20 protein-coding genes are annotated in these 15,405 nt (G+C 62.9%); 11 read left to right on the top strand and 9 right to left on the bottom strand.

Annotated features, from left to right (window positions below; genetic code table 11):
* Positions 1-51: 51 nt before the first annotated feature.
* The 4 genes from accD to EJ066_RS09240 form a co-directional block, all read right to left on the bottom strand.
* A complete protein-coding gene (gene accD / locus EJ066_RS09225; protein ID WP_126036955.1) occupies positions 52-978 on the bottom strand; it encodes an acetyl-CoA carboxylase, carboxyltransferase subunit beta in 927 nt (308 codons plus the stop codon).
* 47 nt (positions 979-1,025) lie between these two features.
* Positions 1,026-1,865, bottom strand: a complete 840-nt coding sequence (gene trpA, locus EJ066_RS09230) for a tryptophan synthase subunit alpha (RefSeq protein WP_126036957.1) — start codon at positions 1,863-1,865, stop codon at positions 1,026-1,028.
* A gap of 2 nt (positions 1,866-1,867) precedes the next feature.
* Positions 1,868-3,118, bottom strand: coding sequence for a tryptophan synthase subunit beta (gene trpB / locus EJ066_RS09235; protein WP_126036959.1), 1,251 nt, complete (start codon positions 3,116-3,118; stop codon positions 1,868-1,870).
* Positions 3,119-3,205: 87 nt separating this feature from the next.
* The gene (locus EJ066_RS09240) at positions 3,206-3,865 is read right to left on the bottom strand and encodes a phosphoribosylanthranilate isomerase (protein WP_126036961.1); all 660 of its coding nucleotides are present in this window, start codon (positions 3,863-3,865) and stop codon (positions 3,206-3,208) included.
* 44 nt (positions 3,866-3,909) lie between these two features.
* On the opposite strand from EJ066_RS09240, the gene EJ066_RS09245 reads away from it, so the two are divergent.
* Positions 3,910-4,194: a hypothetical protein gene (locus EJ066_RS09245; RefSeq protein ID WP_245455107.1), complete on the top strand. Its 285-nt coding sequence runs from the start codon at positions 3,910-3,912 to the stop codon at positions 4,192-4,194.
* Between the two features lie 26 nt (positions 4,195-4,220).
* On the opposite strand, the gene EJ066_RS09250 is transcribed toward EJ066_RS09245, so the two are convergent.
* From EJ066_RS09250 to EJ066_RS09270, 5 genes are all read right to left on the bottom strand, one after another.
* Positions 4,221-4,688, bottom strand: a complete 468-nt coding sequence (locus EJ066_RS09250) for a hypothetical protein (protein ID WP_126036963.1) — start codon at positions 4,686-4,688, stop codon at positions 4,221-4,223.
* A gap of 3 nt (positions 4,689-4,691) precedes the next feature.
* Positions 4,692-5,450: a M48 family metallopeptidase gene (locus EJ066_RS09255; protein WP_126036965.1), complete on the bottom strand. Its 759-nt coding sequence runs from the start codon at positions 5,448-5,450 to the stop codon at positions 4,692-4,694.
* A gap of 98 nt (positions 5,451-5,548) precedes the next feature.
* Positions 5,549-6,052 (bottom strand): DUF2852 domain-containing protein, encoded by a 504-nt coding sequence (locus EJ066_RS09260; RefSeq protein ID WP_126036967.1) that lies wholly within the window; start codon positions 6,050-6,052, stop codon positions 5,549-5,551.
* Positions 6,053-6,169: 117 nt separating this feature from the next.
* Positions 6,170-7,312: a benzoate/H(+) symporter BenE family transporter gene (locus EJ066_RS09265; protein ID WP_126036970.1), complete on the bottom strand. Its 1,143-nt coding sequence runs from the start codon at positions 7,310-7,312 to the stop codon at positions 6,170-6,172.
* 3 nt (positions 7,313-7,315) lie between these two features.
* The gene (locus EJ066_RS09270; protein WP_126036972.1) at positions 7,316-8,080 is read right to left on the bottom strand and encodes an alpha/beta hydrolase; all 765 of its coding nucleotides are present in this window, start codon (positions 8,078-8,080) and stop codon (positions 7,316-7,318) included.
* Here EJ066_RS09270 and EJ066_RS09275 point away from each other — a divergent pair.
* From EJ066_RS09275 to pheT, 10 genes are all read left to right on the top strand, one after another.
* Positions 8,079-8,351, top strand: a complete 273-nt coding sequence (locus tag EJ066_RS09275; RefSeq protein WP_126036974.1) for a hypothetical protein — start codon at positions 8,079-8,081, stop codon at positions 8,349-8,351. The two genes, EJ066_RS09270 and EJ066_RS09275, sit on opposite strands and share 2 nt — an antisense overlap.
* Complete coding sequence (infC, locus tag EJ066_RS09280; RefSeq protein ID WP_126036976.1) at positions 8,293-8,829, top strand: translation initiation factor IF-3; 537 nt, start codon at positions 8,293-8,295, stop codon at positions 8,827-8,829. Before EJ066_RS09275 ends, infC begins: the two co-directional genes overlap by 59 nt.
* Before the next feature lie 128 nt (positions 8,830-8,957).
* Positions 8,958-9,266 carry a hypothetical protein gene (locus tag EJ066_RS32525; RefSeq protein WP_348629300.1) on the top strand — a complete coding sequence of 103 codons (309 nt, stop codon included), beginning with the start codon at positions 8,958-8,960 and terminating at the stop codon, positions 9,264-9,266.
* A 32-nt stretch (positions 9,267-9,298) separates the two neighbouring features.
* Complete coding sequence (locus EJ066_RS32530; RefSeq protein WP_348629301.1) at positions 9,299-9,601, top strand: hypothetical protein; 303 nt, start codon at positions 9,299-9,301, stop codon at positions 9,599-9,601.
* A gap of 169 nt (positions 9,602-9,770) precedes the next feature.
* Positions 9,771-10,427, top strand: a complete 657-nt coding sequence (locus EJ066_RS09290) for an isoprenylcysteine carboxylmethyltransferase family protein (RefSeq protein WP_126036978.1) — start codon at positions 9,771-9,773, stop codon at positions 10,425-10,427.
* A 265-nt stretch (positions 10,428-10,692) separates the two neighbouring features.
* Positions 10,693-10,896: a 50S ribosomal protein L35 gene (gene rpmI, locus EJ066_RS09295; protein ID WP_006201248.1), complete on the top strand. Its 204-nt coding sequence runs from the start codon at positions 10,693-10,695 to the stop codon at positions 10,894-10,896.
* Between the two features lie 93 nt (positions 10,897-10,989).
* The gene (rplT, locus tag EJ066_RS09300) at positions 10,990-11,391 is read left to right on the top strand and encodes a 50S ribosomal protein L20 (RefSeq protein WP_126036980.1); all 402 of its coding nucleotides are present in this window, start codon (positions 10,990-10,992) and stop codon (positions 11,389-11,391) included.
* Positions 11,392-11,486: 95 nt separating this feature from the next.
* Positions 11,487-12,572, top strand: a complete 1,086-nt coding sequence (gene pheS / locus EJ066_RS09305) for a phenylalanine--tRNA ligase subunit alpha (protein WP_126036982.1) — start codon at positions 11,487-11,489, stop codon at positions 12,570-12,572.
* Complete coding sequence (locus EJ066_RS09310) at positions 12,569-12,991, top strand: GFA family protein (protein WP_126036984.1); 423 nt, start codon at positions 12,569-12,571, stop codon at positions 12,989-12,991. The genes pheS and EJ066_RS09310 overlap by 4 nt, the downstream gene beginning before the upstream one ends.
* Complete coding sequence (gene pheT, locus EJ066_RS09315; RefSeq protein WP_126036986.1) at positions 12,988-15,396, top strand: phenylalanine--tRNA ligase subunit beta; 2,409 nt, start codon at positions 12,988-12,990, stop codon at positions 15,394-15,396. The genes EJ066_RS09310 and pheT overlap by 4 nt, the downstream gene beginning before the upstream one ends.
* Positions 15,397-15,405 lie beyond the last annotated feature (9 nt).

A 15,405-nucleotide genomic window follows, 5' to 3' on the forward strand; every position in this document is an offset into this window, starting at 1 on the left:
AGGCGCGTCGCGGACGGCGCGCAATCGCGGTTCGCGGCGAAGGATGTCGCTTCAGGCTTGCGGGCGTGCCTCCGCCGGGATGGCCGCCGGCGGCAGGATTTCCGGCTCCAGCGGTTTTTGCTCTTCCGGCAGCTTGAGCAGCATTTTCAGCAGCCGCGCGATCGTCTGGCGCATCTCCAGCCGCGACACCACCATGTCGACCATGCCGTGCTCCATCAGATATTCGGAGCGCTGGAAGCCGTCGGGCAGCTTTTCCCTGATGGTCTGCTCGATGACGCGCGGCCCGGCAAAGCCGATCAGCGCGCCGGGCTCGGCGATGTGCACGTCGCCCAGCATGGCATAGGAGGCGGTGACGCCGCCGGTGGTCGGATTGGTCAGAACGACGATGTAGGGAAGGCCGGCCTCCTTCAGGCGATCGACACCGACGGTGGTTCTCGGCAATTGCATCAGCGACAGGATGCCTTCCTGCATGCGGGCGCCGCCGGAGGCTGCGAACAGGACCAGCGGCCTTTTGCGTTGCAAGGCCACCTCGAAGGCATGAACGATGGCGTCGCCGGCGGCCATGCCGAGCGAGCCGCCCATGAAGGCGAAATCCTGCACCGTCACCACCACCGGCAGGCCCTCGACGGTGCCCAGTGCATTGACGATCGCGTCCTCCAGTCCGGTCTTGGACTTGGCGTCCTTCAGCCGGTCGGTGTAGCGCTTCTCGTCACGGAACTTCAGCGGATCCTGCACGACCTTGGGATTTTCGAGCGTCTCGTATTTGCCGTCGTCGAAGAAGAATTTCAGCCGCTCCTTGGCCGAGATCTTCATGTGGTGGCCGGAGGACGGGATGACGAACTGGTTCTGCTCCAGATCCTTGTGGAAGATCATCTCGCCGGTCTCGGGATCCTTGATCCAGAGATTCTCGGGCATGTCGGTGCGCCGGCCGAGCATCGAATTGATCTTCGGGCGAACGTAGTTGGTGATCCAGTTCATCACTTCGGCTCCTGTCCTGACGAAGAGATAGGAAAGACGTAGGAAGACTATTCGGCGACAGCAAGGCGGGCCGCGCGCACGCCTTGCGAAAGCCCGCTGACCAGTGTGGCGACCGCCTCGGCCGGGTCGGCGGTCTTTTCGCCCTTTGATCCCAGAACATTGGCGACCGCGTTGACGATCGCGGTGCCGACGACGACGCCGTCGGCCGACGCCCCGATGATGCGCGCCTGCTCGGCGGTCTTGACGCCGAAGCCGACGCAGACCGGCAGGTCGGTATGGCTCTTGATGCGCCCGACCGCCGCCGCCACCTTGCCGGTGTCGGCAAGCGCCGAGCCGGTGATGCCGGTCATCGAGACGTAGTAGACGAAGCCGGAGGTGTTCTGCAGCACCTTGGGCAGGCGCTTGTCGTCGGTGGTCGGCGTCGCCAGCCGGATGAAATTGATGCCGGCCTTCAGCGCCGGAATGCACAGTTCCTCATCCATTTCCGGCGGCAGGTCGACGACGATCAGCCCGTCGATGCCGCTGGCCAGCGCATCCCTGAGGAAGCGATCGACGCCGTAGATGTAGATCGGATTGTAGTAGCCCATCAAAACGATTGGCGTCTCATTGTCGCCGGCGCGGAATTCCGACGCCATCTTCAGCGTCTTGACCAGCGTCTGGCCGCCCTTCAGCGCGCGCAGGCCGGCGGCCTGGATCGCCGGGCCGTCGGCCATCGGATCGGAGAACGGCATGCCGAGCTCGATGATGTCGCTGCCGGCGCCGGACAGCGCCTTCATGATCGACAGCGAGGTCTCGTAGTCCGGGTCTCCGCCCATGAAATAGGTGACGAGCGCCGGGCGCCCTTCGGCCTTCAGCTTGGCCATGCGGCGGTCGATGCGGGTGGTCATGATCAGATCTCCATGCCCAGCATATTGGCCACCGTATGCACGTCCTTGTCGCCGCGGCCGGACAGGTTGACGATGACGATCTGGTCCTTGTCCATGGCGGGCACGATCTTCACCGCATGCGCGATGGCATGAGCGGATTCGAGCGCCGGAATGATGCCTTCGACGCGGGTCGTCAGCTGGAACGCCTCCAGCGCCTCGTCATCGAGAACAGGCACATAATCGACGCGGCCGGTATCGCGCAGCCAGGAATGCTCCGGCCCGACGCCCGGATAATCGAGGCCGGCCGAGATCGAATGCCCGTCCATGATCTGGCCGTCGGCATCCTGCAGGAGATAGGTGCGGTTGCCGTGCAGCACGCCGGGCGCGCCGGCATTCATCGAGGCGCAATGCTCGATGCCGTCGAGGCCGCGGCCGCCGGCCTCGATGCCGATGATGCGAACGTCTTTGTCGTCGAGGAACGGATGAAACAGGCCGATGGCGTTGGACCCGCCGCCGACACAGGCGATGATGGTGTCCGGCAGCCGGCCTCCCTGTTCGAGAATCTGCGCCCGCGCCTCGGTGCCGATCACCGACTGGAAGTCGCGCACCAGCTCCGGATAGGGATGCGGGCCGGCGGCGGTGCCGATCAGGTAATAGGTGTCCTCGACATTGGTCACCCAGTCGCGCAGGGCCTCGTTCATGGCGTCCTTCAGCGTGCCGTGTCCTGCGGTCACCGGTCGCACCTCGGCGCCGAGCAGCTTCATGCGGAAGACGTTGGGGCTTTGCCGGGCGACGTCGGTAGCGCCCATATAGACGACGCACGGAAAGCCGAAACGCGCCGCCACCGTGGCCGACGCCACGCCATGCTGGCCAGCGCCCGTCTCGGCGATGATCCGCTTCTTGCCCATCCGCTTGGCCAGCAGGATCTGGCCGAGGCAGTTGTTGATCTTGTGCGAGCCGGTGTGGTTCAGATCCTCGCGCTTGAAATAGACTTTCGCGCCGCCGCCGAGGCCCTTCGCCGAGGAGACCTCGCGAAGATGCCTGGTCAGGCCTTCGGCGAAATAAAGCTTCGAAGGCCGCCCGGCATAGTGGGTCGAAAGGTCAGTCAGTTCGGCCTTGAAATCCGGGTCGTCCTTGACCTCGTTCCAGTGCCGTTCCAGGTCGAGGATCAGCGGCATCAGCGTCTCGGCGACGAAGCGGCCGCCAAAGATGCCGAACATGCCCTGTTCGTCGGGTCCGGTGCGGAAGGAATTGGGTATCGCCGGCTTGTCCATCGCCGATCTCCTACTTCTTGTTTTGGAGCATGTCCTTGTCGGAAAACCGGTTTCCACTTTTCCGGGACATGCTCTGGATTCTACGCTTCAGGCTGCGCGGGTGTTCCGCGCGGCTCTGACGGCCCGGAAAAACTGTTCGATCAGCGCCGGATCCTTGACGCCCGGCGCGCTTTCCACGCCCGAGGAAATGTCTATTCCGGGCGGGTTGGCAAACCGAAGGGCATCGCCGATATTGGCGGCGTTGAGCCCACCGGAAAGCATGTAATCGACGCCTGCGTCAAGGCCGGCCAGAATGCGCCAGTCGAAGGCAACGCCGTTGCCGCCCGGCAGTTCCGAACCCTTCGGTGGCTTGGCGTCGAACAGGAAACGGTCGGCAATGCCGACGAAGGGTTTTATCCGCTCCAGATCGGCAGCCGCGCTGACGGCCAGCGCCTTCATCACCGGCAGACCATAGCGTGTCTTGACCTCGGCCGCTCGCTCCGGCGTTTCCGAACCATGCAGCTGCAGCATATCGGGCTGCATTTTCTCAACGATCTCATCCAGCAACGTGTCGCCGGCGTCGACCGTCACGGCAACCGCCTTGGCCTTGCCGATCGCCGCTTCACGCAAGCGGCGGGCTTCCGCTGGCTCGACATAGCGCGGGCTTTTGGTGAAGAAAATGAAGCCGACATGGCTTGCGCCGCCGGCCAGTGCCGCGGTCAATGCCCTGTCGGTCTTCAATCCGCATATCTTGATGTCGAGCGCCATGACGCGGGCATTGGCACGAAACAGCAAAAGAGTCGAGAAAAAGCATGCTGTTTGCCGCCAACGCGGAACGCGCTACCTTACTTCAGATAGTACAGGCGGGAGCAAAAAACATGGCAGACGAAACCGTCGCCCAACTCAGGCAAAAGATCGCGCAGGCCCGCGAGGTCATCGCTCATCTGATGGACAAGGCCGCCTTCAACGGCGCCGAGGCGCAGCGCGCGCTCGACTATTTCGACAGCGACGCCTTCGAGACGGACTTCTTGCCATGGCCGCGCCATGCCGATGAAGGCTTGCGGCCGGAGGAACTCAACGCAGCGAACGATGATTGATCGGCTAAGCTTTCAAAGCTCGCTTGTCATTGGAGTGTCGCCACTCCCAACGCGCGGCTCAGCTCGTTCATGGCCTCCAATGGAAACTCGTGACGGACCCAATTCTCCTTGTAACCCTTGACGCCATGTGTGTTCAGAACCGCACGAACGGCACTGAGAACTGCTTCTGCGAACTCTCGCAATCCGCATGTGGCTTCAAGTTTCACCTCGCCGAAGTCATCCGGCTCGTCAGACCAGATTTCTGAAAATTCCAGTATCTGCACTCTAACAAAAGCGCCTTCCGGCACCAGGACGAAGCGATACTCACCGGGTTCATCACAGAAGCGAGCGACCGAATACCTGGTGCCTTTCAGCGCTTTCAGTGTAGCGCCAAGCAGCTCGTTGAGAGCATCGCCCAGATAAGACGCTGCCACGGTTGCCTGAAGGTCGCCAACCGTCACATCGCACATCGCCCAACCCGCTCCAATCAGCCGGTATTCGATCCGCGCGGGCATCAATCACTCGAACATGATCGCCTGCAGCGCGCCGCCGTTGCGCTTGAGCCAGTCCTTGCAGCGCTCGGTGTCGGGGCAAAGCTGCTCGCACAATTTCCAGAATTTCGGTCCGTGGTTCATCTCCTTGAGATGCGCCACCTCATGCGCGACCAGATAGTTTATGACAGGCGCCGGCGCCATCATGATGCGCCAGGAGAAGGACAGGTTGCCGTCGGAGGTGCACGACCCCCAGCGGCTCGACGTGTCCTTGAAGCGGATCGCCCTGGCGCGCTTGCCGACCGCCACGGTGTGCTTGATGACCAGCGCCTCGATCTCGCGCTTGGCTTCGCGCTTGAGGAAATCGGCGATGCGGCGCGGCAGATGCACGCGATCGCCATGCACGATCATCAGCGGGCCACGCTCGTCACGCGACAGCATGACGGTGCCGCGTTTGGAAGGTTCATGAACGATGCGATGCGGCACGCCGCGCACCGGTATCTTGATGCCGGGCCGCACCTGCGGGCGGTTGGGCACCTTGGCCAGCCGCTGCTCCAGCCAGTCCTGATGGCGGTCCAGGAATTTTTCCACCTCGCCGCGGCGCAAGCCCGGCGGCACAGTGATGCGCAAGCCGCGGCCGCCGGAATCGATGCGCAGCGTCAGGCGGCGCGCCCGGTCGCTCTCGACGATCTTGAGCGGCAGCGTGCGGCCGGCGACACAATGCTCTCGCTCCACGACGGGAGCGGGCCTGGGTTTGGTCAGGTTGCGGAAGAAGCCGAATGACATGGCGGGACGATACGCGATTCGAGGAAAACGAATAGAACAAAAAAGAAACGGCGCCGCTGACGCGACGCCGTTTTTGATTATTTATCGGGGCAAGGCTCTTACTCGTCCAACAGGCCAGGCGTGGATTTGCCACCGCGTTTGCCGGTCGCCGTCGAGCCGGTCGACCCACCGGTTGTCGGGCCGCCGGTTGTGGGCGAGGTCGACTTGTTGCGGTTCGCCATGAAGCGGTCGAACTCTTCCTGGTCCTTGGCGCGACGCAATTCCCTGGCATATTCGTCGAACTCGCTCAGCATCTCGTCGAGCTTGCGGCGCTCTTCATTGAGTCGCTCGAGTTCCTTTTCGCGCCAGTCGTCGAAAGCGACATTGCCGGTGCGGGCGGAGCCGTGGCCCCAGCGCGCCGCCTTGTCCGAACCGCGGCGGCAACCGGCGAAGATGCCGTCGGTCGCGCGGTTGACGTCGCGCTTGAAGCCGTCAAGCCGGTCGCCCCAGATGATGTAGGCGAGCATGGCGAGGCCGAGCGGCCAGAACACCATGAAGCCGATCACCATCAGTGCGATGGTCGCCGGCGTCCAGGCCGGACGGATCAATGCAGATGTGTTCATTTTCTCCCAATCCTTCAGTTGGAGACAGCCAATCCCGGCTGCGTGGAATCGAAATGGGAAGGGAAAAACGGCGATTCAAGACAGCCACTGTCAAAACCGGACAAGCGTCTGAAATGATTATCGCTTTTTGAGCGTTTCGAGGAAAAGCACGACCAGGCCCGCAATCAGGCCCCAGAACGCCGCGCCTACGCCGAACAGCGTCAGCCCCGAGGCGGTGACGGCAAAGGTGACGGTGGCGGCCATCCGTTCGCCATCCTCCTTCAGGGCGATCGATAGCGCGTTGGCGAGCGGCGCCATCAGCGCCAGTCCGGCGACCAGCACGATCAGGCTCTGCGGCAGCACCGCGAAGATCGCCACCAGCGAGGCGCCGAAAATGGCGAAGACGAGATAGGCAAGCGCGTAGAAGGGGCCGGTCTTCCAGCGCTCGGCCGGATCGGGATGCACGTCCGGGCCGGTGCAGATCGCCGCCGAGATCGCCGCCAGATTGGTGGTCGAGGCTCCGAACGGCGCCGACAGCAGCGAAAGCAGGCCGGTGACGCCGATCAGCGGGCCGGGTTCTGGATGGTAGCCCGCGGCCCTCAGCACGGCGAGGCCGGACAGGTTCTGCGAGGCCATGGTAACCAGGTAGAGCGGCAGCGCCAGGCCGATGATCGCCGTGACGGTGAACTGCGGCGCAATCAGCGTCACTGTCGAAAGTTCAGGGGTCGGCAGGCCGCCAACACGTCCGGTGAGAAAGGCGGCAGCGCCGCCGACGATCAGCACCGCCAGCACCGAGAGCGCCGGATTGAACAAGCGGATGACAAAGAAGGTGGCGATCAGCGGCAGGATCAGCCAAGGGTCGACGGGAATGGCCTTCACGGCGTTGATGGCGAAGGTGACGACGATGCCGGCCAGCATTCCCGACGCGACCGAGGCCGGTATCCTGGCGATCAGTTTGGTCAAAGGCCTGAACAGGCCCGTGGCAATCAACAAAATTCCGGTGACGATGAAGGCGCCGACGGCCTCGCCCATTGAAAAGCCGCTCGATGCCGCGATCAGCGCCACGCCAGGTGTCGACCATGCGGTGATGACCGGCATCCTGGTTCGCCAGGACAGCCAAAGGCACTCGATCGCCATGGCGAGGCAGATCGCCGTCACCCAGCTTGCGGTTTCGACCTGCGTCGCCCCGACCGCCTTGGCGGCCGCGATGACGATGGCCAGCGTGCCGCCGAAGCCGATGATCGCCGCGACGAAGGCGGATACCGGAATGGAAATGCGCATGCTTTAGCCCGCCTGCCGCACCATGGCGTCGACCGCACGCACCAGCATGTCGAGATCCTGCGGCCGCGACAGGCGGTGGTCGCCGTCGGGGATCAGCGACAGCGTGACGTCGTCGGCCGGCAGCAGGCCGACCAGCTTCAAAGCATGGCTCGGCGGCACGTCGGCATCGGCCAGCCCTTGCAATATGTGGACGGGGCAATGGGTGTCGATCGGCCCGGTCATTGTCAGGTTGTTGCGGCCGTCCTCGATCAGCGCGCGAGTGTAAATATAAGGCTCGGCCGAATAGTCCGACGGCTCCTCGAAAAAACCCTTTTCGGCAAGATCGCGCTTCTGCGCCTCGCTCAGCGCCGGCTCGACCAGCTCGGCGGTGAAATCCGGCGCCGGCGCCAGAAGCACCAGGCCGGCGATGCGATTCTCGCCCACCTTGTGCAATTCCTGGACCATGCGCAGCGCGATCCATGCGCCCATCGACGAGCCGACCAGGATTTGCCTGCCTTGCGTGAAACGGCGGAAGACGGCGAGGCTTTGCGAAAGCCATTTCGAGATGGTGCCGTCGGCAAATGCGCCACCCGATTCGCCATGGCCGGAATAGTCGTGGCGCAGGAAGGCGCGGCCTTGCTTGGCTGCCCATTCCGACAGCGTCTCGGCCTTGGTGCCCAGCATGTCCGATTTGTAGCCGCCGAGCCAGACGATGCCTGGTGCTGCACCTTCGGCATGCCTGGCGGCGATGCTGGTTCCGTCGACGTCGAGAAAAACCGGAGAGGTCATGGCTGGTTCCTTCACGCCGGTCTTTTGGCACAACTGGCGGTTCGACGAAAAGTGCTCGGCAACTTTCTTCGTTTGGCACAAGGCTGCAGTAGGGAACAAGGTGATTTCCTGTGAACGCTGTGCTATTGACTCCGGCCGCGCGCTCACCACATTGGCGCGTTCGCAATCTGAATTGAAAACCCTGAACGAAACGGCTCAAGGAGACCACGACCATTCGCAGACCTTTCAAAGCAACGGCGCCCACCAAGGAGGGCCCGCGCTCCAACCGTGACATCCGGGTTGCCCGGGTCCAGCTTATCGACGCCGAAGGCCAGAACCACGGCGATGTCTCCATCAACGACGCATTGCTGCTCGCCGAAGAGGCTGGGCTCGATCTGGTCGAGATATCGCCCAATGCGGTGCCGCCCGTCGTAAAAATTCTCGATCTCGGCAAGCTGAAATACGCCAACCAGAAGAAGGCGGCCGAGGCGCGCAAGAATCAGAAGGTCATCGAGATCAAGGAGATCAAGATGCGCCCGAACATCGACAGTCATGATTACGAGACCAAGATGAAAGCGGTCCGGCGGTTTTTCGAGGAAGGTGACAAGGTCAAGCTGACATTGCGCTTTCGCGGCCGCGAGATGGCGCATATGGAACTCGGCATGCAGCTTCTGAACAAGGTTCGCGAGGAAGTGGCGCCCATCGCCAAGGTCGAAGCCGAACCGAAGCTCGAAGGCCGCCAGATGATGATGGTGCTGGCGCCCCGCTAAAGCGATTTCCGTCAAAAGCAAAGGCCGCTTCGGCGGCCTTTTGTTTGTTTTGCCTTCGCCATGATTTCTCCGCAAGTTGCATCGACAAGGAACCTGGTTGCCGGTCCTCGCGGCAAAAGGATTGTTCCATGGCCGCTGCGGCACGCTCTCCGAATGAAAAGTCGTTCGACGAAATGGGCCGCTACCAGCGGCGCCGGCGTCTCCTGCTGGCGCTGTTGGTCGGTGTTTTTTGCGCTTTGCTGATCTTCGGCGGCTCCACGCACGATGAACTAGGCCACGAACGCATAGAAGGGCAGTACGGGATCGCCCTGATACTGATCGGGATCGGCGGCCGGCTCTGGTCGATCCTCTATATCGGCGACCGCAAGTCGGCCGAAGTGGTTGCTACCGGCCCATATTCGGTGATGCGCAACCCGCTGTATTTTTCTCCACCGTAGCGGCCGCCGGCATAGGCGCCCAGACCGGCAGCGTGATCGTCTCGGTCGCGTCGGCGGTTCTGTGCGCGGCCGCGTTCCATATCGTCGCGCTGCGCGAGGAACGGCACTTGACCACGGTGCTCGGGGCGCCGTACAAGGACTACATCGCACGGGTGCCGCGGTTTTTTCCCAACCCCCGGCTTTTTCGCGATCAGGCCGAGGTCACCTTCACACCGCGCGTCTTCAATCACACGCTGCGCGACGGCTTGATGTTCCTGGTTTCCATACCGTTTTTCGAACTCATCGAGTCCGGACAGGAAAGCGGTGTAATTCCCGTCCTCTTCTGGTTGTATTGAGTTGCGGACGCCGGCAAAAGGGGCGACATGCATTAAATCCGCTGAATCCTGACATGCATTAAATCCGCCTGAATCCTGTTGCAAGGCGTCCCGGCGATCGGCGGGGCGCCTGTTTCTTGGCCAGACGCCGCGATCGCCGGCAAAGTTCCTCGACGATCGGATTCACGAAATGCTCAATGAAGTCAAATCGGCACAGGCCGAACAAGTACGGGCCAGGCATGCGCTGGGCAGCTACCAGCACGCGCGCAGGATGGTGCTTGCCGCGCTCGTGGTCGTCCTGTTCGCGGCGCTGCTGTTTGGCCAGTCTTCTTTTCCTCCCGACAGCGTGCCGCACGAAACGATCGAAATGGTCGGCGTCCTGCTGATCTTTTTAGGCATTGTCGGGCGCTTGTGGTCGACGCTCTATATCGGCGGGCGCAAATCCTCCGAGGTGGTGACCGGCGGACCCTATTCGATCACCCGCAATCCGCTCTACGTCTTCTCCTCGATGGCTGCCGCCGGTGTCGGCGCGCAGATCGGTTCGATCACCACGATGATCGGCTTCGCCGTGCTTTGCGCCGCCGCTTTTCATGTCGTCATCCTGCGCGAAGAGAAGTTCCTGAAGGAGGCCCTCGGCGCCCCTTACCAGACCTACCTTACGAAAGTGCCGCGCTTCTTCCCGAGGCTTTCGCTGTATCAGGAAGGCGATACCGGCAGCTTCAAGCCGCGCCTGCTGCGGACGACGCTGCTGGACGGGCTGGTGTTCCTCATTGCCTTGCCGGCTTTCGAGTTGATCGATGGCGCGCAGGAATCGGGCATACTGCCGGTGCTGTTCCGTTTCCCGTGAGCATGATCCCGAAAAGTGGGAACCGGTTTTCAGATAAGAACATGCGGTAATAAAGATAATATACCGGACAGTGCGTCGCATCCTTGCAGGTGTTGCACGTCGGCCCGCTTTGACGTATAGAACCGCCGTTCCCAAAAACCGCCCGGCAGGGCATGCCGTGGCGGTTTCATTTGCTTTTCGGGCTTTGGTCGGCCTGAAGCGAACAAAACAAGAGGCGTGGAGTGCCGAAGGCACGACTGGGACCTCAAAGAAACGGAGTAGCAAAATGCCCAAGATGAAGACCAAGTCGGCCGCCAAGAAGCGGTTCAAGATCACAGGTACCGGTAAAGTCCTGTCGGCTGCGGCCGGCAAGCGTCACGGCATGATCAAGCGTTCCAACAAGTTCATTCGAAATGCCCGCGGCACGATGGTTCTGGCTGAACCGGACGGCAAGAAGGTCATCAAGAATTTTCTGCCGAACGGCCTCTAGAGCTTTCGGCCCGGACACGCATTTGTTTTACGCAATTCCGAACGGAAAACCGCCAGGCACTTTTCCTGGAATTGCTTTTAAGGAGATCATGACATGGCACGCGTAAAAAGAGGCGTCACCTCGCACGCCAAGCACAAGAAGGTCCTGAAAGCCGCCAAGGGTTTTTACGGCCGCCGCAAGAACACCATCCGCATCGCCAAGCAGGCGGTGGAAAAGTCGCTGCAGTACGCCTACCGCGATCGCAAGAACCGCAAGCGCTCGTTCCGCGCGCTGTGGATCCAGCGCATCAATGCCGCGGCCCACGAGCATGGCCTGACCTATGGCCGCTTCATCGACGGCCTCAACAAGGCCGGCATCGAGATCGACCGCAAGGTCTTGTCGGACATGGCCATCCACGAGCCGCAGGCTTTCGCCGCACTCGTGGCCAAGGCCAAGGTCGCGCTCGAATACCTCAAGAACACCACGCCGAACGCTTTTGAAAGCGCTGTAGCCTAAGCCAGCGCTTCCCAAGCATTCGCATTCTGATTTTGGGAAACCCGCGCTGGCAGGGCCGGCGCGGGTTTTTCTTTGCTTCCAATCGAGTCTGGAACATGAGTGACATGGAAACCCTCGAAAATTCCCTGATGACCGACATTGCGTCGGCCGCCGACGAGCAGGCGATTGAAGCCGTGCGTGTTTCGGCGCTCGGCAAGAAGGGCTCGGTCTCCGAAATGCTGAAGACGCTCGGCTCGATGTCGGCCGAGGAGCGCCAGGTAAAAGGCCCGGCCATCAACGGGCTCAAGAACCGCATCACCGAGGCGCTTGTCGTGCGCCGCGCCGAGCTGAGGGATGTGGCGATCTCGGCCCGTCTTGCCGCTGAGAAGGTCGATGTGAGCCTGCCGGTGCGGCAATCGCCGGCCGAGCGCGGCCGCATCCATCCGATCAGCCAGGTCAGCGACGAGATCGCCGCGATCTTCGGCGATCTCGGCTTTGCCATCGCCGAAGGTCCCGATATCGAGACCGACCATTATAATTTCACCGCGCTGAATTTCCCGGAAGGCCATCCGGCGCGCGAGATGCATGACACCTTCTTCTTCCAGCCGGACGAGAAGGGCGAGCGCAAACTTTTGCGTACCCACACCTCGCCGGTGCAGATCCGCACCATGGAGGCGCAGAAGCCGCCGATCCGCATCGTCATCCCCGGCAAGACTTACCGGCAGGATTCCGATGCCACCCATTCGCCGATGTTCCATCAGGTCGAGGGGCTGGTGATCGACAGGACAGCCAATGTCGCCAACATGAAATGGGTGCTGGAGGAGTTCTGCAAGGCCTTCTTCGAGGTTCGCCAGGTCAAGATGCGCTTCCGTCCGTCCTTCTTCCCGTTCACCGAACCCAGCATGGAGGTCGACATCCAATGCGACCGTTCGCGGCCGGGCGAGGTGCGCTTCGGCGAAGGCTCCGACTGGATGGAGATCCTCGGCTGCGGCATGGTGCATCCCAATGTGCTGAGATATGGCGGGCTCGATCCCGACGAATACCAGGGCTTCGCCTGGGGCATGGGCATCGACCGCATCGCCATGCTGAAATACGGCATGCCGGACCTGCGCGCCTTCTTCGACGCCGATGTGCGCTGGCTGTCGCATTACGGTTTTAGACCGCTCGACATGCCGACGCTGTTCGGAGGCTTGAGCACGTGACAGCGGTCCACACCGGCGGTTGCCGCTGCGGCGCCGTGCGGTTCGAGGCTTCGGCCGAACCGCACCATGTCAGCTATTGCCATTGCGGCGATTGCCGGCGGGCCAGCGGCGCGCCGGTGTCGGCCTTTGTCGGCTTCCTGACCGGTCAGGTCGCCTTCGCGGGCAAGGCACTGAAGATGTTTGAAAACGGGCCGGTGACGCGCTCCTTTTGCGGCATCTGCGGCTCGCCGATCGCCTATGTCGACGCGCGGCTGGCCGACCAGATCTATTTCATGCTCGGCGCCATGGACATGCCGGCCTATTTCAAGCCGACGCACCATGCCCATGTGCGCGAGCAGCTGCCCTTCCTCCACATGCCAGATTCACTGCCGCGCCATCTCAAGAGCAGCGTGGCAAGACCTTCGGAAACACAGTCATGAAACTCACCCTCTCCTGGCTCAAGGACCATCTCGAGACCGACGCCTCGCTGGCGGAGATCGTCGAGCGGCTGACCTCGATCGGCCTCGAAGTCGAGCATGTCGACGACAGAACGAGCCTGAAGCCCTTCGTCATCGCCAAGGTGCTGACGGCGGTCCAGCATCCCGACGCCGACCGGCTGCGCGTGCTCACCGTCGATACCGGCGACGGCAAGGCTCCGGTTCAAGTGGTATGTGGGGCGCCTAACGCCCGCGCGGGCCTGATCGGCGCCTTCGCCGCGCCCGGCACCTACATTCCCGGCATCGACGTGACGCTGACGGTCGGCAAGATCCGCGGCGTCGAAAGCCATGGCATGATGTGCTCCGAGCGCGAGCTCGAGCTCTCGGACGAGCATAGCGGCATCATCGACCTGCCCGCCGATGCGCCGGTCGGCACCAGCTTCGCCGCCTACGCGCATCTCGACGATCCGGTCATCGAGATCAATCTGACGCCGAACCGGCCGGACGCCACAAGTGTCTACGGCATCGCCCGCGATCTGGCGGCAAGCGGCCTTGGCCGTCTCGTCGGCGGGGCCATCATGCCGCATGTCGGCAGCGGCATGTGCCCGGTCAAGGTGACGATCGAGGCGCCGGAGCTCTGCCCCGGCTTTGCGCTCAGGCTGGTCAAGGGCGTCAAGAACGGCTCGTCGCCGAAATGGCTGCAGCAGCGGCTGATTGCCATTGGTCTGAGGCCAATCAGCGCGCTGGTCGACATCACCAACTATGTCACCTTCGACCGCGGCCGGCCCTTGCATGTGTTCGACGCCAGCAAGGTCGCCGGCAACCTTACCGTGCGCCGTGCGCGCGACGGCGAGAAGGTGCTGGCGCTCGACGGCCGCGAATACACGCTGACGCCCGAGATGTGCGTGATAGCGGACCAGGACGGCGTCGAATCCATCGCCGGCATCATGGGCGGCGAGCATTCCGGCTGCGACGAGAACACCACCGACGTTCTGATCGAATCCGCATTGTGGGATCCGATGACCACGGCTCGCACCGGCCGCGCCCTCGGCATCATCAGCGATGCGCGCTACCGGTTCGAGCGCGGCGTCGACCCTGAATTCATGGTTCCCGGGGTGGAGCTGGCGACGAAACTGGTGCTGGATTTCTGCGGCGGTACGCCGACCGAGATCGAAGTCACCGGCTATGCCGGCCATGTCGAGAAGATCGTGCACTTCCCGCTGGCGGAAGTGAAGCGGCTGACCGGCATCGAGGTGCCGAAGGCGGAGAGCCTCGAGATCCTGTCCCGCCTTGGCTTCGAGCCGCAAGGCTCGGGCGACGTCGTCGATGTGAAGGTGCCTTCCTGGCGGCCTGATGTCGACGGCAAGGCCGACCTGGTCGAGGAAGTGATGCGCATCCACGGCGTCGACAACATCGCCCCGCAGCCGCTCGTTTCGCATGACGCGGTCAACGCCAAGATCCTGACCGTGCTGCAGATCCGCACCCGCGCCGCCAAGCGGGCGCTGGCGGTGCGCGGCATGATGGAGGCCGTCACCTGGTCGTTCATTCCGGCAAAACATGCCGAACTGTTCGGCGGCGGCCAGACCGCGCTGAAGCTCGCCAACCCGATCGCAGCCGACATGTCCGATATGCGGCCGTCGCTGCTGCCGGGCCTGATCGCCGCCGCCCAGCGCAACGCCGACAGGGGCGTCAGTGACGTCGCGCTGTTCGAAGTGTCGGGCACCTATGAGGGCGACGGCGCCGATCAGCAGCGGCGCGTCGCCGCCGGCGTGCGGCGCGGCACCGCCAGGCTCGACGGCTCCGGCCGCCACTGGGCCGGCAATGCCGGCGCCGTCGGCGTGTTCGACGCCAAGGCCGACGCGATTGCAGCACTTGAAGCCTGCGGCGCGCCGGTCGAGCGGCTGCAGATCGAGGCCGGCGGCCCGGCCTGGTATCATCCCGGCCGCTCCGGCACGATCAAGCTTGGGCCAAAGGTGGTGTTGGGCACGTTCGGTGAATTCCATCCGAAGACGCTCGAGGAAATGGATGTCTCCGGCCCGCTCTGCGGCTTCGAGGTTTTCGTCGACGCGGTTCCCGAGCCGAAGGCCAAGCCGACGCGGACAAAACCGAAGCTGGACCTGTCCGCCTTCCAGGCTGTCAAGCGCGATTTTGCTTTCGTCGTCGACAAGGCGGTCGAGGCCGGAACGCTGACCCGCGCAGCACTTGCCGCAGACAAGAAGCTGATCACCGGCGTCTCGGTCTTCGATATTTTCGAAGGTGCGGCGCTCGGCGCGGCCAAGAAATCGGTCGCCATCGAAGTGTCGATCCAGCCGGTCGAAAAGACGCTGACCGACGAGGATTTCGAGGCTTTGGCCAAGCGCATCGTCGAGAACGTACACAAGCAGACGGGTGGCGTGCTCAGAACCTGAGGGATTGCC

This window comes from Mesorhizobium sp. M9A.F.Ca.ET.002.03.1.2 (genome assembly GCF_003952365.1).
Taxonomy (GTDB): Bacteria; Pseudomonadota; Alphaproteobacteria; order Rhizobiales; family Rhizobiaceae; genus Mesorhizobium.

Bases quoted from the DNA above. Each gene is read 5' to 3' on its own strand.
- rpmI (WP_006201248.1), top strand. From the start codon at position 10,693: ATGCCCAAGATGAAGACCAAGTCGGCCGCCAAGAAGCGGTTCAAGATC.
- EJ066_RS09240 (WP_126036961.1), bottom strand. From the start codon at position 3,865: ATGGCGCTCGACATCAAGATATGCGGATTGAAGACCGACAGGGCATTG.
- pheT (WP_126036986.1), top strand. From the start codon at position 12,988: ATGAAACTCACCCTCTCCTGGCTCAAGGACCATCTCGAGACCGACGCC.
- EJ066_RS09290 (WP_126036978.1), top strand. From the start codon at position 9,771: ATGCTCAATGAAGTCAAATCGGCACAGGCCGAACAAGTACGGGCCAGG.
- rplT (WP_126036980.1), top strand. From the start codon at position 10,990: ATGGCACGCGTAAAAAGAGGCGTCACCTCGCACGCCAAGCACAAGAAG.
- EJ066_RS09265 (WP_126036970.1), bottom strand. From the start codon at position 7,312: ATGCGCATTTCCATTCCGGTATCCGCCTTCGTCGCGGCGATCATCGGC.
- trpB (WP_126036959.1), bottom strand. From the start codon at position 3,118: ATGGACAAGCCGGCGATACCCAATTCCTTCCGCACCGGACCCGACGAA.
- EJ066_RS09255 (WP_126036965.1), bottom strand. From the start codon at position 5,450: ATGTCATTCGGCTTCTTCCGCAACCTGACCAAACCCAGGCCCGCTCCC.
- pheS (WP_126036982.1), top strand. From the start codon at position 11,487: ATGAGTGACATGGAAACCCTCGAAAATTCCCTGATGACCGACATTGCG.
- trpA (WP_126036957.1), bottom strand. From the start codon at position 1,865: ATGACCACCCGCATCGACCGCCGCATGGCCAAGCTGAAGGCCGAAGGG.
- EJ066_RS09275 (WP_126036974.1), top strand. From the start codon at position 8,079: ATGGCTGGTTCCTTCACGCCGGTCTTTTGGCACAACTGGCGGTTCGAC.
- EJ066_RS09245 (WP_245455107.1), top strand. From the start codon at position 3,910: ATGCTGTTTGCCGCCAACGCGGAACGCGCTACCTTACTTCAGATAGTA.
- EJ066_RS09270 (WP_126036972.1), bottom strand. From the start codon at position 8,080: ATGACCTCTCCGGTTTTTCTCGACGTCGACGGAACCAGCATCGCCGCC.
- accD (WP_126036955.1), bottom strand. From the start codon at position 978: ATGAACTGGATCACCAACTACGTTCGCCCGAAGATCAATTCGATGCTC.
- EJ066_RS09250 (WP_126036963.1), bottom strand. From the start codon at position 4,688: ATGCCCGCGCGGATCGAATACCGGCTGATTGGAGCGGGTTGGGCGATG.
- EJ066_RS32525 (WP_348629300.1), top strand. From the start codon at position 8,958: ATGGCCGCTGCGGCACGCTCTCCGAATGAAAAGTCGTTCGACGAAATG.
- EJ066_RS09260 (WP_126036967.1), bottom strand. From the start codon at position 6,052: ATGAACACATCTGCATTGATCCGTCCGGCCTGGACGCCGGCGACCATC.